Genomic DNA, 15068 nt, shown 5'->3' with positions numbered 1-15068 from the left:
CTTGCTCTAATCGAGAACGGAGCCCACCAGGGGGCTCGGAACCGCGAAAGGCGACCTCGTATGGCTCAGCGACCGATCGGATCAGCACTCGGTGCCCTAGGCGGAATGGTGGGCCTCGCCGTCGTGGCCGGCGTGCTCGTGACGGCTCTGGTGACGCCCGCACTCGCCGTGACCGGGCTCGCCACGAGCTCGTCGATCGGCATGTTCGAGAATCTGCCCGGCTACATCAAACCCGATCGTCTGGCCGAGAAGACGAACATCTACGCGGTGGACGGCGCCTCGAATCCGGTGCTCCTCGCCTCCGTCTTCGATCAGGATCGGGAGGAGGTGGGCTGGGATCAGATCTCGCAGTTCGCCAAAGACGCCGTGGTCGCGACCGAGGATCCCCGCTTCTACACGCACGGCGGTGTAGACCTCGCGTCGGCCGCCCGGGCCGCGATCGAGAACACGGTCGAGAGCGAGGGACCGGGTGCCTCGACGATCTCCATGCAGTACGTGCGCAACATCCTGGTGCAGCGCGCGACCGAGATCGCCGACGAGGGCGAACGCGAAGCCGCCTTCGACGACGCGACGAAGACGACGATCGATCGCAAGCTGAAGGAGATGAAGCTCGCGATCGGCCTGGAGAAGGAGTACTCCAAAGACGACATCCTCCTGGGCTACCTGAACATCGCCTCGTTCGGCGGTCGCGTGTACGGCATCCAATCGGCCGCCAAATACTACTTCGGGGTGAACGCGTCGGAGCTCACCCTCCCGCAGGCCGCCAGCTTGATCGCGACCGTGAACGAACCCAACGGGTTGCGCATCGACCTCGCGGAGAACCTCGACGCGAACACGGCGCGCCGGAATGACGACGTGCTGGCAGCGATGCTCGCCGAGCACCGCATCACTCGAGCCCAGCACGACGAAGCGGTCGCCACCCCGGTGACGCCGGTGATCACTCCGCCGTCGACCGGCTGTCAGAGCGCCAACGGCATCGGGGCCGGCTTCTTCTGCGACTACGTCACCAACATCGTGCGCAACGATCCCGCCTTCGGAACCGACGCGGAGACCCGTTGGGCCGACTTCAAGACCGGCGGATACCAGATCTACACCTCGCTCGACGTAGACCTGCAGCAGAACGCGCAGAACGTGATGAACGAATACGTTCCGATGGCGTCGGAGGTGCTCGATCTCGGGGCGTCGCTGGTGACCGTGCAGCCCGGAACGGGGCGGGTGCTGGCGATGGCCCAGAACAAGTACTTCAATCAAGACCCGGAGGTGGCGGCTCCCGACAACACGGCGCTGAACTACAGCACCGACTTCGACCACGGCGGCTCGACCGGCTTCCAGGTGGGCTCGACCTACAAGATGTTCGTTCTGGCCGAGTGGCTGAGGAACGGGCGATCGCTGAGCGAGGTCGTGAATGGGAGCCCGCAGCGCTTCAACCAGGCCTCCTTCGCCGACAGCTGCAACGGTGCGGCCAGCGGCTCGTACGCCCCGAGCAATGACGGAGGCGCCAACCCCGGCCGGGTCACCGTCACGACGGCCGTGCAGGATTCGGTCAACAACGCCTTCGTCGCCATGGCCCAGAAACTCGATCAGTGCGCCATCCGCAAGACCGCCGAGGCCTTCGGCGTGCATCGGGCCGACGGGAGCCCGCTGACCGAGTACGTGGCCGACGTGCTCGGCACCAACGAACTCGCGCCGCTCACGATGGCGGCCGCGTTCGCCGCCATCGCGAACAACGGCACCTACTGCTCCCCCGTGGCGATCGACCGCATCGTCGATGCGGGCGGCGAGGAGCTGCCGGTTCCGGTCTCCACCTGCAGCGAGGCCGTCGCTCCCGAGATCGCGGCGGCGATGGCCTACGCGATGACGAGAGTGGTCACCGCCGGCTCGGGCACGCTGTCCGACCCCGACGACGGCATCCCGCACATCGGCAAGACCGGCACCACCGACCTGGAGAAGGACACCTGGTTCGTCGGCTCGAGCACGAAGCTCACCACCGCCGTGTGGGTGGGCAACGTGCAGGGCACCGTGTCGCTGCGGCACAACACCATCGCCGGTCGCAACGGCGGCGATCTCCGCCATCACGTCTGGCGCGAGTACATGACGATCGCCGATTCGAAGTACGGAGGCGATGCCTTTCCCGAGGCCGATGCCGCCTTCGTTCGCGGGTCGCAGCTCCGGGTTCCCGACGTCACCGGCCTGACGGAGGACGACGCCCGCCAACGATTGTCGGCGTCGGGCTTCGATGCCGACGTCGCGGCCGCGATCGATTCCTCGGTGCCCGGCGGCCGCATCGCTGCCAGCACGCCGGCGACGGGAGAGTCGGCATCCGCTGGTTCGACGGTGACCCTGGTGCCGAGCAACGGAGCCTTGCGCGTCATGCCGGATGTCGTCGGTCAGACGACGGCGGCGGCGACCTCCGAGCTCGCCGCCCTCCAACTAGGCCCGGTGACGTTCGTCGGCGTGAGCGGCGGGGTCGAGACCCGTGGCGGCACCGTGCTCGGTTCCTCCCCCGCCGCCGGTGTCGATGTGCGCCCCGGCGACCGGATCGCGCTCACCGTCGCACCCGCCGCGGCCCCTGCCGGCGGTTGACGTGCCATCGGCAACGCGCCGGTCGACGCGGCGTCGCACCGCGATCGCCGGCATCGGAGCGGCGGCGATCGGCGCACTGTTCGTCTTCCGGCTCGTCGACATCCAGGTCGTGCGCGCCGATGCGCTCTCCCGTGCTGCCTCCGAGACCCGTGGGGTGACGGAGGTCTCGGAGGGTGTGCGCGGCGACATCCTCGACTCCGCCGGCACGGTTCTGGCGAGCACCATCTCGACCTTCACGATCACGGTGTCGCCGCGCGCGGTCGCCGACTTCACCCGAGAGCGCGACACGGCGAACGGGGAACCCGCCCTCGAGACGGTGACTCCGCACCAGGCGGCCGGTGAGCTCGCCGGCATCCTCGCGCGCCCGACCGGCGACATCCTGTCGATCCTCACCGACGACCCGTCCCTCGATTTCGCCTATGTCGCACGCGACATCGACGCGACCGCCTTCGAGGCGGTCAAGGAGCTGGAGATCCCCTGGCTGTATTACGAGTCAGAACCCGAGCGGGTCTATCCGATCGGCTCGGTGACGGGCAACATCGTCGGCTTCTACGACAACGACGGCGCCTCGATCGCCGGCGTCGAACAGCTGGAGAACACCTGCCTGAGTGGATCGGACGGCACCGTCACCTACCAGCGCGGGGCTGACGGCGTCGCGATCCCCGGCACCCGGTCACACGCGGTGCCGCCTCAGAAGGGCGGCTCGGTCACCCTGACCATCGACAGCGACCTGCAGTGGTTCGCCCAGACCGCGCTGGCGGAACGGATGTCCGAGGTCGGGGGCGCGTGGGGAACCGCGATCGTGCAGCGAGTCGACACCGGCGACCTGCTGGCGGTCGCCGACTACCCGAGCGTCGACCCGGCCCGCATCGACGACACCCCTGAGCAATTCCGCGGATCGATCGCTTTCCAAGCGCCCTACGAACCCGGTTCGACCTTCAAAGCACTGACTGCGGCCTCGCTCGTCGACGCCGGAGTCGCCACCGCTGCGACCGAAGTGGAGTCACCCTTCATCTACACCGATCCGAACGGCGCGTCGTTCCGCGACAGCGAGTTCCACGACGAACCGCTCCGCCTGACGCTCGCAGGAGTCGTTCAGGAGTCGTCGAACACCGGCCTTGCGATTCTCAGCAAGGGCCTCACCCCCGACCAGCGATTCGACGACATGCTGCGATTCGGGCTGGGCGAGCCCTCCGAGGTCGGCTTCCCGGGCGAATCCGGCGGCATCCTCCGCACGCCCGCCGAATGGGACAACCAGACCGAACTCGTCACCACCTTCGGGCAAGGGCTGTCCGCCACCGCCATCCAGATGGCGAGCGTCTACCAGACCCTCGGAAACCAGGGCGTGCGGATGCCGGTGCGACTCGTCGCGGGCTGCAGCACGGCCGACGGCGCACCGCATCCGAAGGGCGCCGCCGACGGCACGGCGGGAGGTGTGCGGGTGATCTCGGCCGACACGGCACAGAGCGTGGTGGAGATGCTCGAGACCGTGGTCGAGGGCGGATACGCCGCATCCGAACTGCAGCTCGCGGGCTACCGCGTGGCCGCCAAGACCAGCACCGCCGAGATGAGCGACGGCAACGGCGCCTACAGTTCGAGCTTCATCACCTCCATCACCGGGCTCTTCCCAGCCGAAGCTCCGCAATTCGTCGTCTCCGTCACGATCGCCCAACCGGTTTCCGTCGATTCTGCCCTGGCACCGGCACCGGTCTTCCACGACCTCGTCGCTCAGCTCGCCAAAGACCACCGGGTGCTGCCCTCGACCGAACCGGCACCCGAGCTGCCGACCCGATACTGACGGCGGATTCACCGGATATGGGCGAAGCCGAAGAGCAGGATGGTCTCACGAGAGCGATTGAGGAGCCGTGACATGGATGACGCTACGCAAGACCCGACCCGCATGGCCGAAGTCCCGCTGACGGGAGGGGCGAGAATCACGATCGAACGTCGCGGGCACGTCGTGCTCATCGGAATCAACCGTCCCGACCGCGACAATCGTTTCGATCCCGACGCCTACTACGGGCTCGCCAAGGCCTACTACGACTTCGACAACGACCCGAGCCTCCGGGTGGCCGTCGTGTTCGGCCACGGCCGATCGTTGTCGCGGGGAGTCGACGTGGATGCCTTCAACGCTCTGACCTCGACGGGGCAGCATCTCGAACTGACAGACGGCATGGCTGATCCCTTCTTCAAGTCCGCTCACCTCAGCAAGCCGCTCGTCTTCGTGGCACACGGCGACACCTGGAACATGGGTCATGAACTGTTCCTCACAGCCGACATCCGCGTCGCCAGTCAAGACGTCGAGTTCGGTCAGGACGAAACCACCCACGCGCGCTTCCCCGGAGGCGGTGGAACCATCCGCTTCCCCCGTGAGGTCGGGTGGGCGTCAGCGATGCGTTACATCTTGACCGGCGACCATTGGGGCGCCGACCAGGCGGAGCGGATGGGCATGGTGCAGTTCGTGGAATCCGATCGCGAAGCAGCGATCGCCAAGGGGATCGAGGTGGCCGAGAAGGTCGCCGCCTGCGCCCCCCTCGGCATCAAGACTTCTCTGGAGTCGGCGCACCTGGCGATCGACGAGTCGGAGGCCGCAGCGTTCGCGAAACTCGACGAACAATACGGCGCGCTCTACCGAACCGACGACTTCGCCGAGGGCCGACGCGCCGAGGCGGAAGGCCGGCCACCCGTCTACTCCGGGCGCTGAGCCTCGGCGACCACCCTTCCGCGGCCGCGGGCGGATGCCCAGCCGAAGCTGCAGCATCCGCCCGCGCCGTTCCGGGAGGGAACGATCAGTGCGAAGCCCGTCGGCGTCGCACGAGAATCGCGGCACCGAGAGCCGCTGCGAGAAGCGCCAACGCCGCCCAGCCCCCGATCGCGAGGCCGGTGTTCGCGAGGTCGCCACCGGATGCCTGGGCGCCGCCGGTCGAATCCGGGGCGCCGGGGTCGGAGCCGGGCGAGGTGCCGGGGCCTGTCGGCGGGACGGTCGGCAGCGTCACCGCAGCCTCCTCCACCGTGACCGTCGCCGTGACGCTCAGTTCGGTCTCCGGGTCGGATTGGGTCACGCCGACCGGCAAGGAGAACCGGCCGACAGCATCGTACCGACCCGCCGTCGACGCGTCGTAGTCGGCGAGCGCCCAGCTCAGCCCGACCGTGTGGGTCGCTCCATCGGCATCCGTGACACTGGTCGTGGGCGACAGCGCCGCGATGGCATCCTGCTCGCTCGTGCCGTTCGCCACGGTGACGCCGTCGACCGGCGACACCGACGCGATCGGGTTGTACTGCGTCGATTCGCCGTTCAGCGCGCGGTACACGTGCGCCGAGATCGGCACGAGGTCGGCGACCGGGTACTGCGCCCCTTCGAAGCCGTTCGGCGGCGACACCACGGGCGAGTGACGCATGTTGGTGAGGATGGTGATCGTCATCTGATTGAGCGGATCGATGATCGTGAGCGTTCCCGTCCAACCCTGGTGGCCATAGGTGCTGCGGCTCGGCCCCCAGTTGAAGTAGTAGTAGGCCGAGGCGCTCTTGGAGTGCACGCGCCATCCGAGACCGATCGTGGCGCTGTCGACCGTGGCCGGGTTCAGGCTGAAGGGCGTGGTGAACTGCTGCGCCACGTCTTGGCTGAAGAACTGCTGGTCGCCGTAGATGCCTCCGTTGAGCATCAGCTGCGTGAGCACGGCCATGTCGGCGGTGTTCGAGAACAGTCCGGCGTGGCCGGCCACACCGGCCATGGAGTAGTAGGCCTTCTCGTCGTGCACCTCTCCCTGCAGCGTGTAGTGCCGCATGGGCACCGGGCTGCCGTCGGGCAAAGCTCCGAATGAGATGTTGCCGTCGCGGGTGTTGCCGTTGAGCTCGGTGGCGGCGATCTGCGAGGGGTCGATGCCGTGGTCCAGCGGGCGATACATCGTGTGCTCGAGGCCGAGCGGCCCGTAGAACTCGTCCTGCAGGTACTGATCGAGCCGCTTCCCGGTGATCTGCTCGACCAGAAGGCCCAGGATCATGAAGTCGACGTCGCTGTAGGCGAAGGTGGTGCGTGGCGTGTACATCAGTGGCGTCTTCGAGATCACGTCGATGATGCCCGTGCGGTCGTCGGCGTCGTCGGTCTGGTACCAGAGGTCGCCCGCAGAGGCGCGGTTCGGGTACTCCGGGTCGGGGATCAGGCCGCCGTTGTGATGCAGGATGTCGCGGATGGTGACCGTCTCCTTGCCCGTCCGCACGGCGGTGATGCCGCCCGGGCCGCCGACGGTCCATTTGCCGGTGTACACCGAGTCGGCGTCGGTGAAGTTCTGCCAGCCCGGAAAGCTCTGCAGGGTGCGGTCGAGGTCGAGCTCGCCCTGGGAGACCAGCCGCTGGATGGCGTAGTTCGTGGCGTACATCTTGCTGTTCGAGGCGAGGTCGAAGAGGGTGTCGGTCGTCGCCGGCTCCCATTCGCTCTCCGGAAGGAGCGTTGCCGGCTGGATCTCGCCGTCGACGACGGTCGTGCCGTACTTCTTGGCGTATCCGTAGGCCGAGTTCTTCACGACCTTGCCGTCTTTGGTCACCACCACGGCGACCGCCGGGCCGCCGTCGTCGACCTGCGCCTGGATGTAGTCGTCCAATTCGGCGAGCTTGTCGGGCGAGAACCCGACCGATTCCGGGTCTGCCGTCTCGAGCTGGTCGTGGGCGGCGAACTGCGGGTGCAGCAGGAACGCGCTGTCGCCCTTCACGAGCGTGCGCACCTGGAACAGCTTCTCGACGGCTCCGAACGAGAGGTAGTACTTGCCGCCTTCGGCGAAACCGTCGACGTCGTCGAAGACGAGATCGGTGTAGTCGTTCAGCATATTGCCGGTGACGTTCGAACCGATGCGGTCCCGGTTCACGTCGATCTCGAAGTAGTCGCGGTCGCGGTGCACGGTGAGGATGTCGGCGGTTCCCGTGGCGGCGCCGTCGAACAGGTATCCGTTCTTGCCGTAGGAGAACGTCAGGCCGACCAGGTCGGTGAGGTCTTCGACCGCCACGTACGCCTTGCGGTCACGCTTGACCAGAAGTGAAGGATCGATCAATTGGGGTGCCTCGTAGGCACGAGCGTCTCCGTCGACCACCCACGCCTCGGCGGTGCCGCCGTCGGCTCGCACGATGCGGCGGTCGTCGGGAAAGGCGGCGTCTTCGGTCATCGTGAAGCCGAGGTAGGCATCCGCCTGCTCCCCCGGAAAGGTGAAGGTGTCGACGGAGCCGAAGTCGTCGACGCTGCTGTCGGTGCGCTGGCCGGCAGTGCCGCCGACGGCAGCAGTCGTGATGGCGTGCTGGTAATCGCCGCCGGGCTTGTAGTAGTGCACGGTCAGGTTCGTGGCATCCGCCGCGAAACTCGGTGTGACGGTGAGCACCGATGCGCCGATGGCGGCAGCGGCAGCGAGGGCGAGCAACCTCGAGGGCTTCATGTACGCGGCTCCAAATGTATCGATCAACAGGACCCCGGAGCCGCCGCGGGAAGAGGCACTTCGTCGTGGCCTCCGGGGATGATGAAAAGTACCATTAACGGTCATCGCAGTGAAGATTTATTTCAAACTCATCTCCACGCTCCTGAGCGGCGAATCGTTAACGTCGATTTCATACGGGGCGGCGACAATCATCAGCATGGACGAGACAGGCGAGGTCTACGCCTCTCTCGCGACGCTGATCGCCCTTGTGGTGGTGACGGTCGCGGTGGGGATAGCCGCCGCGCGTCGACAGTGAACTTGGTCTTCTCGAGAGGGCGTGGGGAGATCATCCGTCGGAGCAGGGGTCGACTAATCATCGGTTGTCGCTTAGCGTCGAAAGACGGGTCTGTAGTCCGCAGCTGAAGGAGTGACGAAAATGGAGTCCGCACCGATGCGCTTCGCCGGTTTCCTCCCGGAAGATGCCCCTGATCCGCGGCTCGCGCAATCGGAGAGGGTCAAGCTCATGCCGGTGCCGGTGATGGGATTCATCCCGCAACCGTCACTCGACGACGTGCATATGGAGAGCACGATGTCTTCGCAGGGCGAGAGCGGGATGTCGCAGATGGCGGTGAGCATCAATTACACCCTCTGGCGCAATCCACTCGACCGCTCCGACCCCGTGAATCTCGCCGATCTCGACGAATCGACACGTCGGGCGCTCGACGTGCCGACGCCGCACCTTCGCCCCGCGTGGCTCATCGAGCAGGTCAAGTGGATGCGCTACCCGATGCTGTGGGAAGCGGTGCGAACGGCCTGGCATCGCGACCCCACCGAGCTGTCAACACCGTCGTACCTTCTCGTCGAGCACGCCAATCACATCCTGATGAACCGTTTCCGCAAAGAGCTGGGACTAGGCGACATCAGCACTGGTCGTTTCGCCGCTCGACTCACCGAGCGCGCCGTCAACCCACGGGCAACCGCGGTCGTCGAGGGCATCGAGGTGCCGGCGATGGAGATCGACACCGACCCGTTCGTGTACGCAATCGGGGTGGAGCTCGCCCCCGACACGGTTCTCACCGCGGTGATCCCTCGCGACGAGCTGCAGCACGTCAACATCGAGTTCGCCCAGCGTGTGTCGCCGACCGCATCGGCCCCGTCACCATGACGTCGGAGCTCGAACCACGCCATCACACCCCTGGCGTGCGAACGGTCATCACAGCCGTGTGGTGGAAGTTCAACGGTCTCGCAGCGTCTCTGTACGTTGGGGCCGCCTCTCTCATCGGATTCGAGGCTCTCGCGCTCATCCTGGGATTCACAACAGCGTGGCCCATCGCGATCCCCGTCGTAGTCGGCCTGCTGGCCCTCGTCTTCTTCACCCTTCGATCCATCGGCCAGCTCTGGCACGCGATTACAGGCCGCCCGGACCCCAAACCCTCTGCGACGCGCCAACAGTTTCGGAAGTGCTCGTGGGCTGTCCATCCAGGCCGGACTGCGACGCGAACTCGACCTCTACTTGGGCTTCGAACTTGCGTTGAATCAGGCCAGGTGACAGCTCGACCACGGTCCCGGGTCTCTCGGTGAAACCGGTCGCTGCAAGCTTCACGAATGCAGCCTCGTCGTTCTCAAGCCAAAGTCCGTCTCGCAGAGACGCAACGATGGTTTCAGCCTGCTCCCCAGTCGTGCACACTGAGGGACCCTTGGGTCAGCTGGAGAAGGCTCGAATCACCAGCTCGCCGTAGCGTCGCCAGATCTTGGGGTCGCGCTCGCCCAACCGCGTCAGCTGCATGGCAACCCCACAGACCAGCACGCGCAGATCCTGCAGGGTGGCAGCTCCTAGTAACGCCCCGGCAATTCGCGAGCGCTGTTGGGCTTCGGCCAGGGTCTGGAGCAGCGCCGATGTGGCAGACGATTGGTCGTCGGCCAGGCGTTCGGCGAGCAGCCGGTCACCCGCTAGCACGTCGAACAATTCCAGCATGGCGTTGTGGAACGCACGCTCCGGACCGCTCGACTCAAGCGCGATGACCATTCGCCGTTCTGCCTCTTCGAGCCTCGTTTGCGTTATCGACTCCAACAGAAGTTCTTTGGTCGCAAAGCTGCGATAGACCGTGGCCTTGCCGACCTGCGCTTTGGCAGCGATCTGTGGCACGGAGGCTTGCGTTCCGAATTGTCGAAAGATCTCGATCGCGGCGGCGACGACGCGTTCGTTGTTGCGACGCGCGTCCGCACGCCTCGGTGAGGAAGGTTCTGATGCGGGGGTCGACCGGATCGTCACGGGGCGTCCAGCACGGGTTCGTCGCCATAAACCGTAGTCAGCTCGACGTCGAGAGTGGTGGTGATCCGGCCGAACGACCAGTAGTAGCCCACCACTTGAAGCACCTCAGCGATCTCTCGATCGGTGAGGTGGCGCCGAGCCTGATCGAACACATCGTCGGATACGCGGGGCTGGCGCACTATCTCGGAGGTGAGCGCCAGAAGCGCGCGATCACTTGCGGATAGCTCTGCGCTGTCGAATTCGCCGAGGCTGATGAGCCCGGCGACGCGATCCTCTACGCCCGCAGCCCTTGCCATGGTCTCGTGTTGACCGGCCACGAAGACACTGTCCGTCAGGTGCGCCACGGCAAGGATCACCACCTCGCGGGAGCGCGCCGGCAACTGGAGCGATGTAAAGAGTGCCTTCGCCAGTTGCACGAACGGTTTCACCGTACCGGTCGAGAGCGACATCATCTCGACCATCGGGTCGGGCGGAAGCGTGGCGACGAATTCGCGCACCTCGACGGGGAACGTCGCGGGGTCTTGGGCGGCCAGGCGGGTCATCGCGACGGTCCGATCTCGCCGGCATCCACATCGACCGAGTCGGCACCGGCTGCAGAAGCGGGCCTCTCAGCCTCGAGGGAGAAGCCCGTCTCGCTCAGGTGCCGGAACCGGCCGTCTTCGGCAAACGTGCCGAAGATCGCGATCTCGCGGTGCTGAGTCGACCCGTTGTTCAATGTGAGGTCGAGCACGTGTCGCTCGGCGTAGGAATCACCCACTCGCAGCTCGTCGATCACCCGCACACTGCCGGATGCGACCTGATCGCGAGTGCGCGCCACCATCTCGGTGAACTCCTCACGATCGAGGGTCTTGCCGTCGCTGCGGTGGGTGTAGTCGGGTGCGTAGTAGCGGTCGATGACCTGTTGCAGGGCGACGCCTTGCTCAGGGTTGAAAACGAGGTCATCAAGCGCCGCACTGATACGTGCGTTACTCATATCGGGATGCTTTCAGAAAGAGGGCGGATAAGTGGACTACCAAGTCCGCTATCGATAGTAGCGGACTTCAGAGTCCGTTTCAATGCCAGGCTCTGAAAAGCGCTCGAAGACACGCTCCGCCGGGATTTGCCTACCTCGCCACCGTCTTCATTCCCGCCACGTTCATCTCCGATTCATCCGGCGCGCAGATGCTCGTCCATCAGTGCGATTCGGCCGAACCCGCGTCTGTCTGGCCTGGCCCACCACATGCATTGGACACAGGTGAAATGAGATGAATGCCATCGATCTGACTCCCCATCGGGAGGAGCTCCGGCGGCTGCTGCTGCAGCCCGTGTTTTTCGAGAAGCACAAGGGCGGGGACCTGTCGGAGGAGGCCCAGTGGCTGCTCGACCAATACGCAGAGATCGTTCCATTGACGCTCGACGACGTGATCAGCTCCGTCAGCCTGGGCACACCCCTATCGGCCCAGACGCGCGAGGCCATCCGGAGCAGCGCGCTGCGATCGCGCGGACTGTCCCTGCCCCTCGGGGTGGTGCTCCGCGGAGCCAAGCCGGCCCTGCGCGCGCTGCTAGCACTCCTGCGCACCCGGATGCCAGCGCTCACAGCATCCGAGGTCGCCCTCCTTCTCGGCCGCGCCGCGCTGATCGGGCACGACATCACTGCGTGGTGGGTTGAAGATTGGTTGCCGGGCGGCGGGCTGCTCCAGGCAGAAGCCCCTCCCGTCGAATCGGTCGCGGTCGCGGAGGGCGATCATGTGCCCGATGATCCGGCGATCCAGATGGTCGCGCTTGCGGCAGCCGGGGAGTCAACCGATCAGATCGCCGCGTCGACGGGCTACAGCCGACAGGCGGTCAAGTGGCACCTCTCCCGACTGATGCGCTCGTGGAGCGTCGGCAACCGATCCGCACTCGTCGCAGCAGCGTTTCTGCGAGGCGTATTAATACCGCTCCGTCGTCCGGATCGCAACGAGGACTAGACCAAAGGCCAAACCTCTGTTGCGAGGCTCTGTGGAGACTGCCGATCGTTGCAGACTCGGAACGTGTCGCACGCGTCACGAACGAGATCGGCTACGAGAGACAGGAATGACTATGAAAAACACCATTCGCACCCGCCTCGGATTGGGAGGTGCGGCCGCTACCGCTGCCCTCGTACTGGCGGGCCTCGCCGGTCCGGCGGCCACGGCGCAGGCCTACGGCACCTCGCCGGAAGAGCTCGCTTCGGCCTGCACCGACGGCATCGGCGAGGCCAATATCTCGGTGAGCTGCACCTTCGAGGCCGCCTATGCCTCCAGCTACTTCCAGGAATGGCACCGCTATGGCGACCCGGTCACCAACTGCGCTGGAGGTTCGAACGACGTGGTGTCGCAGATCGTCGCCTCCCGCACCTTCACCGAGACCTGGAGTGCTGGTGGAAAGTTCGGTGTCTCGGGCGGCGGCATCAGCATCGAGGGGAACTCGTCATATTCCGCATCGACGGCGACGACGACAGGCGTCAACCGCACACTCGAGGCCGGCCCAGGGGAGAAGGTCGCTGCCACCGTGGGCACCACCTTTGCGGTCGAAGAGGGGCGCATGCGGGTTGACATCTACGACAACGGCGGCGGAGGCGACCAGACCTTCACGGACACGTACTACATCGAGGGCACTCAGCGGACCGTCCCGACGGGCGCCCAGGAGCAGGGGCAGGATCAGGTGCCCTGCGGTCAGAAGTTTACGATCGATCCTGAGCAGACGCCGGTTTGACCGATGGTCTGTGCCACAAATGATGCGTAGCGCAGAGAACGACGTCGAGCGCGGGCTCCACTTCATCTTCCTCGGCAACCAGAGCTGATTCGTTCCGGTGTATTTTCAGGGGGCACTCGACTGGTCACGATGGGCCTGGCGCGCGTCAGAAGCGTGAGAAGGTCACGGCCGGTGAAGGATCGATCTATGAACAGAACGATCGGTCCTCAGCACCCTCCTACGGACGATGATCGTCGCGTTTCCCTCGATGTCGGCTGCGCCGAACCCTTGGAAGCTGTAGCTCCTGGGCCCCCGGTCTGGACGCTCCTCGCGAACACGGTCTCGTCCGGCAGGAGGCCGGAGAAGCGGACCGGAGGCCAGGGCTGGCCGGCGACGAGCTGGTCCGGCTCGATACAGGAGGAATTCGATCATCAGCTGGCTGAATACGACCGGATCCGCGAAGCCCGAAATCGAATCATCGCGCGAGTATCGAGGGAAGCTCCCTCGGGCCATAGCTCGTCGGCTCACCCGCCTAGTGGTAATCATCGGCTGTCGAAGTTAGCCTGGGTACATGAGTCAGACACGCGGGGACGGCAGAAACCCGGTGATCGCAGGGCTTCTCGCCATCGCGGGTAGCTTCGCCGCCGCGATCTCCGGTCTGCTCTCGGGCGGGATGATGCCCCCTGGCAGACCCCCCGAAGCAAGCACGCGAAAAAGGCCAGCCGAATACCGGCCTTGACTCGTGGAGGGCGTGCTCGGCTGGAACCTGGTGCTCATCGGCGTAGTCATCGCCATTGCTGCGCTCGCCATCGGCGCTGTGGTGCTGTGGAAACGTGTCTTCGGCCAGCGCTAAGGCCGTTAGTTTCCGCTTGGCGTCTCGGTGCGGCGGAACCGCCCGCCGATGCCCAATAGGCTCTCTCAAATGGTGTGGACTTCGGAAACTTGGGAGCCAAGTTTCTCTCATTGGTACAACGGTCTGGGCGAGTACGAGCAAGCGGCTCTACGAGTTTCGTGTCCGACAGAGCCTTCGGGCAATTCGTCAGTACGGCGGCCTGAGAACGCCTGAGAGCGAAGCAAACGACAAGACTGTGGTTCTGAGGCTTTTCTGTCATTTCTACGGCGACAAGGTTGTCCTGCTTCTGAGCGGCCTCGACAAGGTCAAGAACGAGAGGGCTCAGAACAAGGCGATTCAACGTGCAAAGAAGCTCCTGCGAGCTTTCCACGAGGAGCGGAAGCGCGAGAAGAAGCGATCAAAGCGAGGGCTTTGACTGCTCATGGGTCATAACCCATAATGGACGTATGCCTACTCGACCGTTCCGTGAGATCCGCGATGCAGCTCGCTCTCAGTGGAGCGACGACGCCCGTGCTGTCAACGATGCCGCCGCGGCCTACTTCGCAGCCATTTCCGAACAGCAGATTGCGATCGGCAGACAGATCGCCGAGCTCCGCGTTCTTCGGAAACTCAATCAGAAACAGCTCGAGGATCTCAGCGGGATCAACCAATCCGAGATAAGTCGGATCGAGAATGGCTTGGGCAATCCTACGGAAGAGACTCTCGTGAGGATCACCACGGCACTGGGCGCTCGAGTCACCCTTCAGCCGGTCTGAGGCCCTCGGCGGATCGCCGCCCAACGCCAAGCCGCCCGCTGCGTCAACCAGCGCCGACCTGCAGCTGGGTCATCAGGTCGAGGGTGTCGGCGTTGAGCCAGTACTCGGCGACCTGGCTGCCGGCGACGCGGAGGATGTCGGTGCCGTGGAAGGTGACCTCGGTTCCGACGGGTGCGCCGGCACTCGGGATGCCTCCCCCGTAGTGTCCGGTTGCAACCCAACGGACGACGACGTGATCGTTGTCGGCGATGGGGCCGACCTCGACGGAGAAGACGAGGTCGGACATGAGTGAGTGCATCTGGGCCACGAAGTTCTTCATTCCGGAGACGCCACCCACGGCGCTGCCGTCGCCGCCGTCGAACATCGCGGCGTGAACCCGGTTGTCGATCGCGATGATCTCATCGGCGATCGCGAGGTCGCCGTTCCACAGGTCGACCCATTTGTCGACGAGGGCGGTGGCCGCGTCGTTGGTGGTGGTGGTGTCAGTGTTGTTCATGATTCTCTCCAGTGGTGGT

General features: G+C 65.3%; 12 protein-coding genes. 7 read left to right on the top strand and 5 right to left on the bottom strand.

The features are described 5' to 3' along the window. Positions 1-60 precede the first annotated feature (60 nt). The 3 genes from N1027_RS06520 (at position 61) to N1027_RS06510 (ending at position 5287) form a co-directional block, all read left to right on the top strand. Positions 61-2583, top strand: a complete 2523-nt coding sequence (locus N1027_RS06520) for a transglycosylase domain-containing protein (protein ID WP_259506335.1) — start codon at positions 61-63, stop codon at positions 2581-2583. Position 2584: 1 nt separating this feature from the next. Beyond that, entirely contained in the window at positions 2585-4381 is a 1797-nt protein-coding gene (locus tag N1027_RS06515; protein WP_259506328.1) for a peptidoglycan D,D-transpeptidase FtsI family protein, read from the top strand. A gap of 72 nt (positions 4382-4453) precedes the next feature. Then, positions 4454-5287, top strand: coding sequence for an enoyl-CoA hydratase-related protein (locus N1027_RS06510; RefSeq protein WP_259506326.1), 834 nt, complete (start codon positions 4454-4456; stop codon positions 5285-5287). Between the two features lie 85 nt (positions 5288-5372). Here N1027_RS06510 and pbp4b read toward each other — a convergent pair whose 3' ends face one another. After that, complete coding sequence (pbp4b, locus tag N1027_RS06505; protein ID WP_259506324.1) at positions 5373-8000, bottom strand: penicillin binding protein PBP4B; 2628 nt, start codon at positions 7998-8000, stop codon at positions 5373-5375. A 415-nt stretch (positions 8001-8415) separates the two neighbouring features. Between pbp4b and N1027_RS06500 the strand changes: the two genes are divergently transcribed. Further along, a complete protein-coding gene (locus N1027_RS06500) occupies positions 8416-9144 on the top strand; it encodes a hypothetical protein (RefSeq protein WP_259506322.1) in 729 nt (242 codons plus the stop codon). Between the two features lie 537 nt (positions 9145-9681). On the opposite strand, the gene N1027_RS06495 is transcribed toward N1027_RS06500, so the two are convergent. The 3 genes from N1027_RS06495 to N1027_RS06485 are packed head-to-tail and all read right to left on the bottom strand — an operon-like array spanning position 9682 to position 11224. Beyond that, positions 9682-10251, bottom strand: coding sequence for a TetR/AcrR family transcriptional regulator (locus N1027_RS06495; RefSeq protein WP_259506321.1), 570 nt, complete (start codon positions 10249-10251; stop codon positions 9682-9684). Then, positions 10248-10793, bottom strand: coding sequence for a carboxymuconolactone decarboxylase family protein (locus N1027_RS06490; protein ID WP_259506320.1), 546 nt, complete (start codon positions 10791-10793; stop codon positions 10248-10250). The genes N1027_RS06495 and N1027_RS06490 overlap by 4 nt, the downstream gene beginning before the upstream one ends. Continuing rightward, positions 10790-11224: a hypothetical protein gene (locus tag N1027_RS06485; RefSeq protein ID WP_259506319.1), complete on the bottom strand. Its 435-nt coding sequence runs from the start codon at positions 11222-11224 to the stop codon at positions 10790-10792. Before N1027_RS06485 ends, N1027_RS06490 begins: the two co-directional genes overlap by 4 nt. 271 nt (positions 11225-11495) lie before the next feature. Between N1027_RS06485 and N1027_RS06480 the strand changes: the two genes are divergently transcribed. From N1027_RS06480 to N1027_RS06470, 3 genes are all read left to right on the top strand, one after another. After that, entirely contained in the window at positions 11496-12200 is a 705-nt protein-coding gene (locus tag N1027_RS06480) for a helix-turn-helix transcriptional regulator (RefSeq protein WP_259506318.1), read from the top strand. 112 nt (positions 12201-12312) lie between these two features. Beyond that, entirely contained in the window at positions 12313-12966 is a 654-nt protein-coding gene (locus N1027_RS06475) for a hypothetical protein (RefSeq protein ID WP_259506312.1), read from the top strand. A gap of 1278 nt (positions 12967-14244) precedes the next feature. Continuing rightward, entirely contained in the window at positions 14245-14553 is a 309-nt protein-coding gene (locus N1027_RS06470; RefSeq protein ID WP_259506310.1) for a helix-turn-helix domain-containing protein, read from the top strand. Positions 14554-14596: 43 nt separating this feature from the next. Here N1027_RS06470 and N1027_RS06465 read toward each other — a convergent pair whose 3' ends face one another. Then, on the bottom strand, positions 14597-15049 hold the full coding sequence (locus N1027_RS06465) for an ester cyclase (RefSeq protein ID WP_259506308.1): 453 nt from the start codon (positions 15047-15049) through the stop codon (positions 14597-14599). Between the last annotated feature and the right edge of the window lie 19 nt (positions 15050-15068).

The sequence above is a fragment of the Herbiconiux aconitum genome (assembly GCF_024979235.1).
Lineage (GTDB): Bacteria > Actinomycetota > Actinomycetes > Actinomycetales > Microbacteriaceae > Herbiconiux > Herbiconiux aconitum.
The sequence above is the reverse complement of the archived record's forward strand: the minus strand, read 5'-3'. Positions and strand labels throughout refer to the sequence as shown.